The organism is Planktothrix serta PCC 8927, from assembly GCF_900010725.2.
GTDB classification, from domain to species: Bacteria; Cyanobacteriota; Cyanobacteriia; order Cyanobacteriales; family Microcoleaceae; genus Planktothrix; species Planktothrix serta.
On sequence record NZ_LR734855.1, the window covers coordinates 132,578 to 147,964 of the forward strand.

Annotated in this window: 14 protein-coding genes; 11 read left to right on the top strand and 3 right to left on the bottom strand. The window is 42.1% G+C overall.

What is annotated here, in order from left to right:
• The first annotated feature begins 272 nt into the window (after positions 1-272).
• The 6 genes from PL8927_RS07860 (at position 273) to PL8927_RS07890 (ending at position 7,461) form a co-directional block, all read left to right on the top strand.
• On the top strand, positions 273-4,205 hold the full coding sequence (locus PL8927_RS07860; protein ID WP_083619372.1) for an NB-ARC domain-containing protein: 3,933 nt from the start codon (positions 273-275) through the stop codon (positions 4,203-4,205).
• Between the two features lie 59 nt (positions 4,206-4,264).
• Positions 4,265-4,528, top strand: a complete 264-nt coding sequence (locus tag PL8927_RS07865; RefSeq protein WP_083619374.1) for an AbrB/MazE/SpoVT family DNA-binding domain-containing protein — start codon at positions 4,265-4,267, stop codon at positions 4,526-4,528.
• Positions 4,515-4,874 carry a type II toxin-antitoxin system VapC family toxin gene (locus PL8927_RS07870; protein WP_231505952.1) on the top strand — a complete coding sequence of 120 codons (360 nt, stop codon included), beginning with the start codon at positions 4,515-4,517 and terminating at the stop codon, positions 4,872-4,874. The genes PL8927_RS07865 and PL8927_RS07870 overlap by 14 nt, the downstream gene beginning before the upstream one ends.
• Before the next feature lie 62 nt (positions 4,875-4,936).
• On the top strand, positions 4,937-6,148 hold the full coding sequence (locus PL8927_RS07875; protein ID WP_083619377.1) for an RNA-guided endonuclease TnpB family protein: 1,212 nt from the start codon (positions 4,937-4,939) through the stop codon (positions 6,146-6,148).
• 279 nt (positions 6,149-6,427) lie between these two features.
• Complete coding sequence (locus tag PL8927_RS07885; RefSeq protein ID WP_156093130.1) at positions 6,428-6,559, top strand: ribbon-helix-helix domain-containing protein; 132 nt, start codon at positions 6,428-6,430, stop codon at positions 6,557-6,559.
• A gap of 326 nt (positions 6,560-6,885) precedes the next feature.
• Positions 6,886-7,461 carry a Uma2 family endonuclease gene (locus PL8927_RS07890; protein WP_083619382.1) on the top strand — a complete coding sequence of 192 codons (576 nt, stop codon included), beginning with the start codon at positions 6,886-6,888 and terminating at the stop codon, positions 7,459-7,461.
• 18 nt (positions 7,462-7,479) lie between these two features.
• On the opposite strand, the gene PL8927_RS07895 is transcribed toward PL8927_RS07890, so the two are convergent.
• Both PL8927_RS07895 and PL8927_RS07900 read right to left on the bottom strand, forming a co-directional pair.
• A complete protein-coding gene (locus PL8927_RS07895) occupies positions 7,480-8,088 on the bottom strand; it encodes a tetratricopeptide repeat protein (protein WP_083619385.1) in 609 nt (202 codons plus the stop codon).
• Positions 8,089-8,189: 101 nt separating this feature from the next.
• The gene (locus PL8927_RS07900) at positions 8,190-9,272 is read right to left on the bottom strand and encodes an ATP-dependent 6-phosphofructokinase (RefSeq protein ID WP_083619388.1); all 1,083 of its coding nucleotides are present in this window, start codon (positions 9,270-9,272) and stop codon (positions 8,190-8,192) included.
• Between the two features lie 502 nt (positions 9,273-9,774).
• On the opposite strand from PL8927_RS07900, the gene PL8927_RS07905 reads away from it, so the two are divergent.
• The 4 genes from PL8927_RS07905 to PL8927_RS07920 all read left to right on the top strand — a co-directional run bounded on the left by PL8927_RS07905 (position 9,775) and on the right by PL8927_RS07920 (position 13,497).
• The gene (locus PL8927_RS07905) at positions 9,775-10,440 is read left to right on the top strand and encodes an HAS-barrel domain-containing protein (RefSeq protein ID WP_083619390.1); all 666 of its coding nucleotides are present in this window, start codon (positions 9,775-9,777) and stop codon (positions 10,438-10,440) included.
• Between the two features lie 76 nt (positions 10,441-10,516).
• Entirely contained in the window at positions 10,517-11,404 is an 888-nt protein-coding gene (locus PL8927_RS07910; RefSeq protein ID WP_083619393.1) for a beta-1,6-N-acetylglucosaminyltransferase, read from the top strand.
• Between the two features lie 131 nt (positions 11,405-11,535).
• Positions 11,536-12,192 carry a glycosyltransferase family 2 protein gene (locus PL8927_RS07915; RefSeq protein WP_083619396.1) on the top strand — a complete coding sequence of 219 codons (657 nt, stop codon included), beginning with the start codon at positions 11,536-11,538 and terminating at the stop codon, positions 12,190-12,192.
• A 15-nt stretch (positions 12,193-12,207) separates the two neighbouring features.
• Positions 12,208-13,497, top strand: coding sequence for an ABC transporter substrate-binding protein (locus PL8927_RS07920; protein ID WP_083619399.1), 1,290 nt, complete (start codon positions 12,208-12,210; stop codon positions 13,495-13,497).
• Positions 13,498-13,501: 4 nt separating this feature from the next.
• On the opposite strand, the gene PL8927_RS07925 is transcribed toward PL8927_RS07920, so the two are convergent.
• On the bottom strand, positions 13,502-14,203 hold the full coding sequence (locus PL8927_RS07925) for a methyltransferase domain-containing protein (RefSeq protein ID WP_083619402.1): 702 nt from the start codon (positions 14,201-14,203) through the stop codon (positions 13,502-13,504).
• 212 nt (positions 14,204-14,415) lie between these two features.
• Between PL8927_RS07925 and rpsB the strand changes: the two genes are divergently transcribed.
• Positions 14,416-15,213: a 30S ribosomal protein S2 gene (gene rpsB, locus PL8927_RS07930; RefSeq protein ID WP_083619405.1), complete on the top strand. Its 798-nt coding sequence runs from the start codon at positions 14,416-14,418 to the stop codon at positions 15,211-15,213.
• The last annotated feature ends 174 nt before the right edge of the window (positions 15,214-15,387 follow it).

Below are 15,387 nucleotides of genomic sequence, written 5' to 3' on the forward strand. Positions count from 1 at the left end.
CTGACTTACTCACAGAAGCCTTCAAAAAGTCCCAAAGTCTACCCGATTATTTAACACTGATTTTACCCCCGATCGCAAACCGAACTCGGACGAGAGGCACCCCTGTCCAGAGGATATAGCCTTCTCTGATAGACAGGTGGTTAGTCCGGTTTTCGGGTGGATGGGTCAACGATCGCCCAGCAGAAACTCAGCATTGCCCTGTCCGAAAATCCTGCTAAACTCAAAAAAACAGCCACGACCCGCCATAACCTGACTCCCTGGGATGACACATTATGGACTATTCCCGACTGGTGCGACTCAATCGACCCCTGTTAGCCGGAACCGCCCTCGTGGGCTTATGTTCCATCGTCACCGGAGGGGTAGCCGGTTCGGCTGCGGGGTTAGCGGTTCCCGTGTTAGCCGGATTTTCTAACTTTTTCGCGGGGATGACCGGGAATAATTTAGGCACATTAATCGATCGCTTTCGCAACAGTAGCGATGTGCTGCGGAATGAAGATATCGCCAAAGCCGCCGGACGCACCGTAGCCAAAGCCTTGATGGAAAAAATCAGCCCCAACTATTCCGACAAGGAATCCTTAGACGATTTCGCTAATCAAATCGAGGAATATTGGGTGCAATGGGCAGAACAAGCCAAAACCCTCAACCTGTTTGAAACCCTCCAGGAAGACCAACTCTATCAGATTTTCAGCCAACAACCGGAACAGTTTACCGAGTATCAGGTGTTACCGGAAGAGGAATGGCGGGAAGTGGTCACCTGGTTATTCCAACAGGGATGTGAGAGAGGGGTTTTGGGAGATACCCTGGAGAATTATCAAGATGTCATCAGAGATTTGGCGGCAGAATTAGCCACCAACTTTAATAAACACCTGCGCCAAGTCCTGAAAGATGATGCCAACAACGGGGGTCAAGCCTTTGTGGGGATGTTATTTGACCTGCATGGGGCGACCTTGGCGAAAGTTGACGAGATTCGGGACTATTTACCCGAAATCGCCACTCGTCAGGATATGCGCCGGGTATTGGCTGCCATTTCCCAATTACAACGCCCGAACCCACCGGCACCCGCCACCCCTTGGCACGGTTTAGGGGCAGTGGATACGGTACCCCAACTCCCCCCTCATTTTCTCCCCCGTCCTGAAGATATTGCCGCCTTAAAACAACGACTCTTGACCCCCACCAATCAAACCCTAGTGATGACTGGACAGGCGCAGAAAGTCGGGTTACAGGGGATGGGAGGCTTAGGGAAAACGGTGTTATCGGCAGCTTTAGGGCGGGATAATGAGGTGCGGCGACAGTTTCCCGATGGGATTATCTGGCTGACGGTGGGGATTAACCCGGACTGTATCGCCCTGTATCAACGCATTGCCACCACCTTGGGGGAAACCAGCGCCTATCAGGAAGGGGAACCCCAGTGGAATGCTTATCTCTCGAATCTGTTGCGGGAGAAGCGCTGTTTATTGGTGCTGGATGATGTGTGGTTACAACGGGAAGCCGAGCGATTTGTGGCGGTGTTGGGGCCCGACTGTCGCCTGTTGCTGACCACGCGGGATGCCCGGTTAATTGCGGGTTTGGGCGCGAATGGCTATGAGTTGGGGATGCTGGATGATACCCAAGGGCGACAATTATTAGCCAATTGGGCGAGAGTCCCTGTGGAGATGTTACCGCCGGAAGTGGCGGCGGTGATTGACCACTGCGGAAATTTGCCCTTAGCCTTGAAGTTGGCGGGGGCGCAAGTGGGCATGGGCAACAGTTGGGCGGATTTGGTGACGGCGTTGGATGCGGCGGATTTACACTTTCTCGACCATCCCGACGGCAGTATTTATAAAGTCATCGAGACCAGTGTGGAGCAGTTAGCCGCACCCTTGCGACAGGCTTATTTAGACTTAGGGATTGTTGCGCCGGACGTGGAAGTGTCCGAGGCGGCGTTAGTCAAGTTGTGGGGAAGGCGGGGAGAGGTGCCGGACTATCGGTTGCGGCAGGGGTTGACGGAGTTGGCGCAACGGGGGTTAGTGTTTGTGTCCGGGGAGTCGCCCTCGCGGTGGATGTCGTTGCATGATGTGCCGCAGAAGTATTTACGGGAACAGGTGCAGAATCCGGTGGCGCTGCATCGGGACTGGTTGCGGAGTTATGGCGGTGGCAAGTTTCCCTGGACGGGGGCGGAGGTGGCGGCAGAGGTTTATCTATATCAGCAGGCGCTTTATCATTTCCGAGAGGCGGGGGAAATCGAGGCGTTTCGGCGGTTGTTATGGGATTTTGATTGGTTGCAAGGGAAGTTAGAGGCGACCGATATTCGGGCGCTGTTGGCAGATTTTGAGGCGGTGACGGTTGGGGAGAGTCGGGATAGTGGGCTGAAGCGGCTGGAAGGGGCGTTGCGGTTGTCGGCTCATGTGTTGGAGCAGGATAGCAGCCAGTTGGCGGGGCAGTTGTGGGGGCGGTTGTTGTCTTTTGTTGACTCTCCCCAACCCTATCGCTATTTTTGGGAAAGAATCCCCCTCATTGGAAAGTATTTACCGAAGTATGGGTCGAATTTCCAAGCTAAAACCTTCCCCGGCATCAGCCAACTGCTGACAGAGGCACAACAATATCAAAGAAAACATTGGATTCGTCCCATCTTCCCCAACCTCACCCCCCCTGGCGGGCCATTAATCCGAACCCTCTCAGGTCATAGTGATTCGGTATCGGCTCTCGCCATTACTCCTGATGGGCAACGGGTGGTTTCCGGTTCAAAGGATAAAACCTTAAAGGTCTGGAACTTGACGATAGGGAAGGAGGAACACACCCTCTCCGGTCATAGTGATTCGGTATCGGCTCTCGCCATTACTCCCGATGGACAACGGGTGGTTTCCAGTTCAAAGGATAAAACCCTAAAGGTTTGGAACTTGACGACAGGGAAGGAGGAACGCACCCTCTCCGGTCATGGTGATTCGGTATATGCTTTCGCCATTACTCCCGATGGACAACGGGTGGTTTCTACATCATCTTTGGACAAAATATTAAAACTATGGAATTTGGCAACTGGTTCAGTAGAATTAGAAATTTCTATAGGTGGTCTTGTAACAGCAATGGCTTTAACTCCTGACGGACGACAAGTAGTTTTAACATCAGTACAAAGGGATCTAGCAGTTGATAAGACTGGACAGTGGTTTTCTACGAATGTCCTAGCCCTTTGGGATTTAACAACGGGGAAAAGACTAGCTTATTTCCGGCATAGTGACTGGCTATTAAGAGTGGCTATTACCCCGGATGGTCAACAAATTATATCTGGCTCTAGGGATACCAACCTTATACTGTGGCAGTTGGTAACGGATTCAGAAGTCGGTAAGCCTGCTTACGACAACTCCTTACTTAAAGCACGTTTAGTAAATGAACTACGAATTACCCCGAACGGTGAACGAGTGGTATCAGCATCAGGAGATAAAACCCTCAAACTTTGGAACTTAAAAACTGCAAAATATATAAGAACTATTACGACTTATCCAGGACCAGTAGAGACAGTTGCGATTACCCCCAACGGCAAACGAACCGTCTCAGGAACTTTAGCAAGTTTTGAAGAAATGAAATTATGTAGTTTACGGACAAACAGAGTAATTAAATCATTTGGACATCCCTCTAAATGTCTTAAAATTACCCCAAATGGAAAAAAAGTGATTGCTGAATCAGATAAAAATATTACAATTTGGAACTTGAGGACTGGAAAAAAAGTAGCTACTTTCACTGGTCATACCGATCAGATCACATCAATTGCCATTACTCCCAATGGCAGAAGAGTTGTATCGGCATCAAAAGATAAAACACTGAAACTATGGGAATTAGATACTGGAGCAGAACTCGCAACATTCTTGGGACATGATGACTCCGTATGGTCGTTAGGCATTACCCCCGATGGCAAAAGGGTTGTATCAGGCTCAAAAGATAAAACCTTGAAAATTTGGGATTTAGAAACAGCAGAAATAGTAGCTACTTTCACTGGACATAGTGATGAAATAACATCAATCGCCATCACTCCCGACGGCAAGCGAGTTATATCAACGTCAAGAGATAAGACTCTGAAACTCTGGGACTTAGACACTGGAGTGGTAATAGCTAGTTTTACTGTTGATGGCTCTTTACTATGTTGTACTATTGCACCAGATGGAGTAACGGTACTTGCAAGTGACTGGTTATTAGGACAGGTGCATTTTCTGCGGTTGGAGGGGTTGAGGGGTTAATATCACTGTGGACTATCTAATTTTGTTAAAATTACCGAAATATATCAACTGATTCACTCATGGAAATTGCCAAAGTCTCCGAAACAGGACAGATTATCATTCCACCAGAAATGCGGAAAATCTATAGCTTGGAGGTGGGGACAGAAATCATCTTGACTGATACAGGCAAAGGTATTTTAATTCAGCCCAAACCTCCTTTTTATCCTACTACTTTAAATGAAGTAGCGGGGTGTTTAAAGTATAACGGTTCACCCAAAACCTTAGAGGATATGGACGCGGCTATTAGCCAAGGCATTCAGGAGCAATGGCATGATTGCAGTTGATACCAATATTGTAGTTCGGCTTCTGACTCAAGATGATCCAGTCCAATATCAAAAAATTCTAGAACTTTTTCAAAACCCGGAAATCTTCATTTCCCACACCGTTATCCTAGAAACCGAATGGGTGCTGAGATTTGCTTATAAGTTTAAACGGAATCAAGTTTGTTCGGCTTTACGGAAACTTGTGGGATTACCAAATGTTTACTTAACTAACCCGATGTTAGTTCATCAAGCCCTACTCTGGCATGAAAATGGTTTGGATTTTGCCGATGCTTTACAAAGCCAGGGTGGGAGCGTGAAAGCCCACTGGCTTCAGCCGTGGGATGAAACGCGACGCAGGCACTTTTAAGTGCCGTCATCTACCAATTAATTTGTACCCAGTTATTAGATATTTATGTTATCATATTTTCCATGATCAAAGTAACTCGGACGATTAAATTAAAATTCTCAAAACTCAACCGTTGTAAAGCTCAAATGTTTGAGCAGATGACGGAAGAAAACACGCAGATTGCTAATAACCTGTTGTCATTGCCAATTAAAGAACGGCGTAAAATGACAACAGCTAAAATCATGTCCGAGTTAAAATCTGCCCTTGTTAACCAAGTTATCCGACATACCACATCCCCAACGGGTCGTAAAACTAAACAATATAAAGTTCTTCCCGTGGAAGTTAATAACCAAAACTGGAAGTTAACCCAGAAAGGTAATACTTATTCTATTAGTTTCCCGACCCTTAAAGGCGAAAAAAGAATCCCCATTGAAGTTGTATCCGCTCATTGGCAACCCGTTTTAGACGGATTGTTAGAGGAAACAATTCAAGGGGGTTCTTTTAAGTTGATTAAACATAGAAATAAGTGGTATGTCTATCTGTCAATCACTGAGGATGTTCCAGAAGTTAAGACAGAGAAAAGATTAGGATGTGATCGAGGGCAGAATAATTTAGCGGTAGTTGCACCAAAACAGGGTTTTGGCAAGTTCTTTAAAGGTCACAGCGTCAAGCATCGGAGACGTTATTTTCAACAAAGAAGACAACAACTTCAAGAAGCCAAAAAGTTTCGAGCTTTAAAGAAATGGAACAAAAAAGAGCGACGATGGATGGATGCTATTAACCATACTATTAGTCGCCGAATTGTTCGTTTTGCTGAATTTCATAACGCTGATGTTGTGATTGAGGATTTGGAAGGTTGTCGTAAAACCATGAAACAGAGCCAGAAATCTCGTTCTGATTCTGGTCAATCTCGACATAATTGGTCTTATTATTCTTTGGAACAAAAACTTAATTATAAGTTGGCTCTAAAAGGATTGAAATTAATCAAAAGACCTGCACCATATACTTCCAAATCTTGCTCAACTTGTGGTGTTATTGGCAAAAGAAATCGACATGATTTCAATTGCCCTAACGGTCACTACCATAATTCCGATCTTAATGCTGCACGAAACCTATCTCAATGGGACGGTTTCTCATGTGATTTGAACCTAAAGAGAGATGCTTCTGTAATGGATTCATCCGGTTTAGATCATGGGGTGCTTGGCACACCCCTGAACTCGATGAATACAGTTAAACAAGAGTATATTCAACTATCTCTGTTTGACTGGGCTAGATACGAGAATCCCACCCCTTAGCGTAGCGTAGGGGTGGGAGTGTCAAATCTCGCTCAAAGTCAAGATTGTCAGCAATTCTACACCTTCGATGAAAAATTCATTAAAAATGCCAGAGAGCTAACCAATTGTGAGGTCAAAAAACCAGGGGATTAAGAAGAGATCAGAAAAATGGTGGGACGGGTGTATTTTCTGCGGCTGGAGGGGGTGTGGGAGGTATGGGGGGAGAAATCTTCTTTGCTGGCATCCGAATCACCAACCCGACAGCTATAATGGCGAGAAAGCAGGCGTCTGGAGAACGTGATGCAAATTACCTTAAACAAAGAACAAGAGGGATTTATCGCTGCTCAATTAGCCAAAGGCAACTTTAGCCATCCTGATGAAGTGGTGAATGCCGCGTTTAAATTGCTCGAAAAATTACAAAGTATTTTTTAACCCGAAATCTGACAGCAGGGGAGCGGTTTTTTCAAGAATTTAATCGTAAATGTAAATACTTAACCCAGTTTCCTTATTTGGGAAAAAGTTACGATTATTTATTGGCTGACTTGCGCGGTTTACCTTTAGATGGCTACTTTTGGCACAGTTGCAGGATGAGCAAAAATGGGAAACCCGTTTTGCTACCACGACAGACGATCAATTTGGGAATTAACGGTTAAATCGATTTCAAATTGTTCTGCACCCAGTTGATATTATTAGAGGCGTGGGATATGTTAGGCTTTAATCGGTTTAGTTTTAATCGCCATCATTAAGGAGATAAAAACATGACACCCTTAATTTTAAATAACTCAGAAACTACCCCGATTACCCCTGAACAATTCTATCAACTTTGTGTTGCTAACCGAGACTTACGATTAGAACGCACCGCTAAAGGAGACTTAATTATTATGCCACCCACAGGAGGGGAAACCAGTAAGCGTAATTCCGATATTAACCTAGAATTAGGATTATGGAATCGGCAAACCCAATTAGGCATAACTTTTGACTCATCCGGCGGATTTACACTTCCTAATGGAGCCGATTTTTCCCCGGATGCGGCTTGGATACCGTTAGCTAAATGGGAATCTTTAACAGCAGAACAAAAAACTAAATTTTTACCTTTATCCCCTGATTTTGTTATAGAATTGCGTTCTCCTAGTGATTCTTTAAAACTCTTACAATTAAAAATGCAGGAATATATTGATAATGGGACTCGTTTAGGTTGGTTAATTAATCCGAAAAATCATCAAGTCGAAATTTATCGCCCCGAAACAGAAAAACAAATTTTAGAAAATCCAATCATGCTATCAGGAGAAGATATTTTACCCGGATTTGTTTTAAATCTTCAATTGATTTGGTAAATTTTTGCGAAATCTGGGTTATAACCTCAGTTGTTGATGAACAACGGCTAAATTCCACATATAATCATCAATTTGATATTCAGTTGCAGCTTGATTAATATAGGTTTTAGCTTGTTCTATATTTTGTTCCGCTTCATGATATAATCCTAAATAAAGATGGCTATAAAAATTTCCTCGTTTTCCGTCTTTTTGCCCGATTTTTAATAAATCTTCCGGGGTACAATTTCCCGCAAAAAGATCATAAACGCTTCTGAGAACAGGACGGGGATCATTTTTAACCGGAAGCAGGGTATTTTTAGCGGCTTCAACTCCTTGGAATTGGGCAATACATAAATAACGCCAAACCGTTTCCTCAACGTCTTGGGAATTAACGGTTAAATCGATTTCAAATTGTTCTGCACCGAGTTGATATTGCTGGGAATAATAATAGGATAACCCCCGTTGCCACAGATAGGGTTTAACGGTAGAATTTAATTGTTCAGCGTGATCAAAGTCTTGAATTGATTCAGCAATTTTTGCTAATTTAAAATAAACCATTCCTCGTTGAATATAAGCTCTAACATCATCAGGATGGGAAGATCGATATTTAGTCCAGTAATTAATTTGTTGTTCTAAGGAAAGAGACATATTTGATTAATATTTTAGATGATTATAAACAAGAATATAACCCCTGTAGAGACTTTACATAAAACGTCTCTACAGGGGTTACATGGAACGTCTCTACTGAATTAATCTCCTAAACAAATCCCCATACTTCGAGCCGTTTCTACTAAAATATCACTATTGTTAACGGCACGATATTGAGCGATCGCATCCAAAATCGGAATACTCGACACTTTACGATCTCGCCAAACAACAACCTGATCATATTTTTCCTCAGCAATCAAATCCACCGCCGCCACTCCAAAAGCAGAAGCAATAATTCGATCTATGGGTGAAGGAGTTCCTCCTCGTTGAATATGACCGAGCACTGTAACGCGAGTTTCTGCGCCACTGCGATCGCAAACTTCATCAGCTAAATATTGCCCAATGCCTCCTAAACGAGCTTGTCCCATACGATTAATCATGGTGACAGGTTCTCCCGTTTCCGTTTTCACCGCTTCCGCAACAACAACTAAACAATAGTTTTTCCCTTGTTTTTGTCGTTCTGCAATATGCTGACAAATGCTATCCAAACTGTAAGGAATTTCAGGAATTAAAATAATATCTGCACCCCCAGCAATTCCCGCATGAAGGGCAATATGTCCTGCATCTCGCCCCATGACTTCTAAAATCATCACGCGGCTATGACTTGCAGCAGTAAAATGTAGACGATCTAGGGCTTCGGTAGCAATATCAACGGCCGTACTAAACCCAATCGATAAATCCGTACTTCCCACATCATTATCAATGGTTTTAGGAATGCCAATTAAGTTGATATTTCCCTGTTGGGCAATACGTCGCAAAATTGCTAAACTGCCATCTCCCCCAATTCCAATTAAAGCATTTAATCCTAAGAGATGATAACCTTCAATAATCTCCTCAGAGCGGTCGAGCAAACTTCCATCCGGCATCGGAAAGGCAAAGGGATCACCCTTATTGGTGGTTCCCAAAATCGTCCCTCCGGCGGTGAGAATATTATCGACTTTATCAATTGTTAAAGGAACACTGTTGACGGGACGAGTCATTAACCCTTGGGTGGCTTCTCGAATGCCGAAAACTTCCCACCCCAAGATACCCGCCGCCCGGTAAACGACAGCCCGAATTGCTGCATTTAAACCTGCACAGTCTCCCCCACTGGTTAAAATACCAATGCGTTTATGTTCTCCCATATTTGGCGAATTTTGGATTAACAGATGCAAGCTTTTACTCTACATCCGATTTGGAAATGATCGATAAATCTTCGATCATCTTTAAGATTTTGCCCAGAAATCAGCAGCAAGAGTACAGGTAGAAAAGCCGATCAATCTGCTGAAATCATGGCTTTAAGGGGAATCTGGAGGTCTGTATATCGAGTTTGGGTTCGGAGTCCTTGGGGAGAGTGATGGGTTTATAGCACTACGCATTACAGTTAGGACACTTCTAAATCCTGAAATCCTTTCATTGCTTACTGTTCCTTGTTCCCTGTTCCTTGTTCCCTGTTCCCTGTTCCCTGTTCCCTAGCGCGTAGCGCTATAGCTTGATTCTCTGGTACACTTTAACGAGAGGATTAAGACAATGATCGGCTAAATTTGGGCTAAGTTTTTGTTCAAGTCCCACGATTTCTGACCCGACTTTGAAATCGTTCCCAGCGTTCTGCTTTTCCTCCTGTTCCCCTGTCCCCCAGCCTGCTTTATGCGTCTTCCTTTTACTGCATTTTCAACTTCTCGGCGTTCTTTGCAACATATTGCTGAAGTGATTGAAACGGCGACAACGGAATATTTAGCTCAATGTTTAGAACCGGAGGACTTAAGTTTCCCGGTGATGCCTGCCTTTGGCAGTTGGGTGAAAGCAATGGATGAGGAGTCGGGAAATAAAGTTTATGGAGTCGTTTATCATGCCACAACTAGCCCGATTGATTCCGTACATCGAGCCAGGGCGCTAGGATTAAGTTTAGAAGAATTGCGAGAACAACAACCGCAAATTTTTGCGATGTTAAAAACGGAATTTCGGGTGGCAATTGTAGGGTTTGAATTAGCGAGTGAGGGCAATGGTTCTCAACCGCAACGGGGGAAAATTTATCAATATATTCCGCCACGTCCTCCTCAAATTCATCAAGCAGTTTATGAATGTCAACCCGAAGAAATTGTAGATTTTAGTCAGGAATTAGATTTTTTAAGAACACTATTAGATGTAAGTCATGCCCCGGTTGATGCTTTAGTGGCGGCGGCTATTCGAGAAATTTATAAACTCAGAACCTTAGATCGAGCGTGGTTAATTGAAGCCGGACGAACGGTGAGCATTTTATTAAAAGATGATTATGATCGCTTGCGGGTTATTCTCAAACAAATTCATCCTTGATTATGGGGGACTTAAATTGATCCAGCTTCTGTCACTTTCCGAATTAAGCAAGTAGTCAATAAACTAATTTATCTCAATGTCATCATCCATAGGTTTTATTTTACTAACTCACAGAAACCCAGAGCAAATTCACAGGCTAATAGATCATTTAAACAAAATGTTCAATTATCCAACCATTGTCTGCCATCATGATTTTTCTAAATGTGATTTGTCTGTGGATAAATTACCCCAAAATATCTCCTTTGTCCGTCCTCATATAGAAACCTCCTGGGGTGATTTCTCCATAGTAGAAGCTACCATACAAGCGATTAAATTGATGTATGAGTCTGCCAATTCTCCCGATTGGTTTATATTGCTGAGTGGGTCAGATTATCCGATTAAAACTGCAAAAGAAATATTAAGTGATTTAACTTCAAGTCAATATGATGCTCACATACACCATGAAGAAATTATATATAAAGTTTATAAACAAAATGTAAAAATGAGTCTAATCTGGCAACTATTAGCTTATCAGCGATACTGTAGTTATGAATTATTTTCAATTCCTTTTTTAAATCCGCTCAAAATTCGTTTAGAACATCCATTATTAACTAAACCCTTTCTTCCCTTTTCCGAAAAACTTCGCTGTTTTGCTGGAAGTCAATGGTTTTCTGCTAATCAACGAGCAGCAGATTATATTATTAAGTTCCACCATCAAAAAAATGCTTTAACATCACACTATCGTCGTCGAATGTTTACCGATGAATCCTATTTTCAAACGATCCTGGCTAATGCACCGCACCTAAAGTTAAAAAATGATGATTACCGCTATGTAGACTGGTCAACACAAGGCGCTCATCCCAAAACAATGGAGATGGAAGATTTGCCTAATCTTCTCTCCTCATCATGCCATTTTGCCCGAAAATTTGATATAGATGTAGATAGTAATATTCTTGATCAACTTGACATTATTACCTTAGCATGATAACTTCAGTTTTGGTTGCGGATTTGTCGCAGTTGATGTTTAAAAATCTGAAAAAGACGCATATCATCCAGATTATCCTGTCCCTACCTGTATCGTAGCCCAAAAATAAAATTCACCCGCTATAAATTGCCATGAGTCCGATTAATTTTGATATCCAACCCGAAGTTAGCATCATTTTATGTACATACAATCGAGCCCAATATTTAAGTCAATGTATTGATAGTGTTATTAATCAAACTTTTAAAAATTGGGAATTGTTAGTTGTTGATGATGGCAGCAATGATCAGACTTTTGAAATCGTCAATTCCTATTTACAAACAACTCAAAATATCCGTTATTTGAAACATAAAAATCGCAAGTTAGCCTACTCTAAAAATGTAGGTATCCAAGCTTCCTTTAGCTCCTATATTACATTTTTAGATAGTGATGATACCTATGCTCCTAATCATATAGAATCGCGTCTTAACTATCTAAAATCTTATCCTGAAATTGATTTACTACAAGGCGGATTCTTTTCGGAGGAAGATATTATAGTGGCTGATTATTATAAACCTGGGAAAACCATTAATTTAAAAGAATGTGTTTTAGGCCCTACATTTTTTGGTAAACGTCAAGTATTTTTTGAATTAAAAGGATTTGATAATATCGCTTATGGTGAAGATACAGATTTTTGGCAACGAGCAGAAAAAATATTCAAAACTCACAACATTACCAACCCAGAAACCTATATTTACACAAGAGCAGAAACAAGTATTACTAAGAGTGTTTTAGAAAAAATTTCTTTCTGAGATTAGGTAATTGGTATGAAAGTTAATATTTTTTTCTCCCAGATTAGAAGCCCTTTTTACCTGATTGTCAGAATTTTCCTCAGTTTATCTCTAGTATTTCTATCGGGTTGTCAGACTACATTACCCCAGGATAATAATGTCATTCATCTGACACTATGGCAATCAATTAATCCTCCAGTAAACCGTGATGTTTTTGAAAGATTGGTGGAAAAATTTAATCAAAAACAGAGTAATATTCAAGTAGAGTCTATTTATGCAGAAGGATTACCGAAAGTATTAACGGCCGTTGTTGGTAATGCCTCGCCAGATATTCTCTCATTTTATCCTCAACTTACGGGTCAATTTGTAGAACTAGGTGCCATTGTTCCCCTAGAAGAATGGTTTGACCAATTACCCGGAAAATCTGAAATTATTCCTAACACATTGGAGGAATTAAAATTAGAGGGTCATTTGTGGTCAATTCCCCTTTCTACAAGTAATCTGGCTATTTTTTATCGTCCCACACTTTTTGAAGCTGCGGGAATAAAAGAAACCCCGAAAACTTGGGAAGAATTACGCCAAGTTGCTAAAAAATTGACTATAGATAAAAATGGCGATCAACTCCCCGAACAACATGGAATATTACTGCCTTTAGGTAAGGGAGAATGGACTGTTTTTAGTTGGTTTCCGTTTTTATTAAGTGCGGGGGGTGAAATAGTAACCAATGGCTATCCCAATTTAACAAATCCTGGAGCGATTACTGCTTTAAAATTCTGGGAAGACTTAATAAAAGAGGGTTCAGCCATTCTTTCTAGTCCAGAACGGGGTTATGAGGAGGATAATTTTCTGGCTGGTCGTGTGGCAATGCAAATCACTGGCCCTTGGACTTATATTACTAAATCTAATGTTGATTATCAAATCTTTCCTATCCCTGCTAATGTTGAGAAAGCTACGGTGATTGGGGGTGGAAATCTTTATGTCATGAAGACGAAGCCAGAAAGAGAGCAGGCAGCACTGAAGTTTTTAGAATTTGTGATCAGTGAAGAATTTCAAACAGAATGGGCGATAGGGACTGGTTTTTTACCCGTTAATCTTAATTCTGTTAAAAGTCAGGCTTATCAACAATTTCTCAACTCAAAACCTTGGTTAAAAGTGTTTGTAAACCAAATGTCTGTGGCTCGCGCTCGACCTATTATTGCGGGATATAATCGTTTATCTGATAGTTTAGGTCGAGCCATTGAGTCCACATTACTCGGTCAATCTTCTGCTGAATCAGCACTTAAACAAGCTCAAGCCCGTTTAGAACTGATTTGGAATAGGAATTAATTAGTTACAAATTCCCCGTTTTTTGTTTTAGCAAATAAAGCTTGGCTGCTTCTTCATAATAAGCAGTAGCCGCAGCAGATTCAGAGGCAATTAAGCGAGTAATAACTTCGTTTGGTTCGGGAACTTGTGGGTGATTGGCATGAACATAATCTAAAACATTATAGCGATACCAGGGGGCAACACTAGGATGATGGCGTAACTTTTCGCGCATACGATCGCTAATCAGAAAGTTAGATGCAGTAAATAAGCTGTGCCAATAATCACGGGTGCGTAAATTAATATGTCCCTCTGTATATTGACCCGGAACGGCGGCGGAAAATATGACCACTGGTGCAACTTTAGTGAGCCAATTTATAATAGTAGGTGAACTTTCTGGCTGTAAGTGTTCGGCTACTTCTAAGGATATAGCGAGATCAAATTGTTTGTCTTGGAAAAGGTTAGCGATCGCTGTAGGATCATTCAAGTTCAAAGGATAAAATTCTACTGATAATCCTGTAAAATCCGGTTGAGAATAACCATCAACAGATGTTACCTGTACTCCTAGTTTTGCGAGTTCTCGACTGAGATGACCAGGGCCACAACCAAAATCTGCTACGGTTTTGGGATGATAAATCTCCACAATATACAAAGCTAGAGTTTGGTAATCTGTGTCAAAAGCATCGCTCTGGAAATAATCTGAAGTGTAAATAATAGTCTCATCAGTCATTTTCGTTTATTCCACTTATGTACTCATAAGATAATATAAAAGTTGACCCCAACTGATTATCTTTCACTTGTTTGATTTAGAATACTCAAGACATGGTATAGTAGAAAGGTTGTCTAAAAATCACACATCCAGGGATTCGGGTGTTTCTAGGGTTTCAACCCTTAGCGAATACGCCTGGATGGAGGATTAACCCGAATTAGGAGTTATGACGAATGGCCGTTATTAGTTTGGCAGAAATGTTAGAGTCTGGAGTTCATTTTGGACACCAGACCCGTCGTTGGAACCCGAAAATGTCTCCTTATATCTACACGGAGCGTAACGGGGTTCATATTATCGATTTAGTTCAAACCGCAGAACTGATGGAAGATGCCTATGATTATGTCAGAGGCGCTTCTGAACAAGGGAAAAAGTTTTTATTTGTGGGAACTAAACGCCAAGCCGCCGGAATTATCGCCCAAGAAGCGGCGCGCTGTGGGGGATATTATGTCAATCAACGCTGGTTGGGAGGAATGCTCACCAACTGGACAACGATTAAAACCCGGGTTGAACGTCTGAAAACTTTAGAAGACCGAGAATCTAGTGGTTATTTCGATTATCTTCCTAAAAAAGAAGCCTCCGTTTTACGTCGAGAATTGACGAAATTACGGAAATATTTAGGAGGAATTAAAGCGATGCGTCGTGTTCCTGATGTGGTAATTTTAGTTGACCAACGCCGGGAATATAACGCTGTGATGGAATGTCGCAAATTAGATATTCCCATTGTGTCTTTATTAGATACAAATTGTGATCCTGATTTAGCCGATATTCATATTCCTGCTAATGATGATGCCATTCGTTCCATTAAGTTGATTGTCGGTAAATTAGCCGATGCAATTTATGAAGGGCGTCATGGTCAGTTAGATGCCGAAGTCGTTGAAGAAGATTATGAAGCTTACGAAGACGACTATGAAGAAGATGAAGAAGTTGAAGAAATCGAGGAATTAGATTCCGATAGCGACTCGGAAGAGTAAAACCGGGCTGAGGAGTCTTCTTTAGGGGCAGGTTTAAGGTTTATTCTCCTGCCCTGACTCCGGGGAAACAATCACGATCAATACAACGCTCAAGACGGAAGAAAGCTAGATTCATTTGTTATAATTTTTTTGACAGATGGGTCATGGCGGTAGGCAAACATCAACGAAACCACT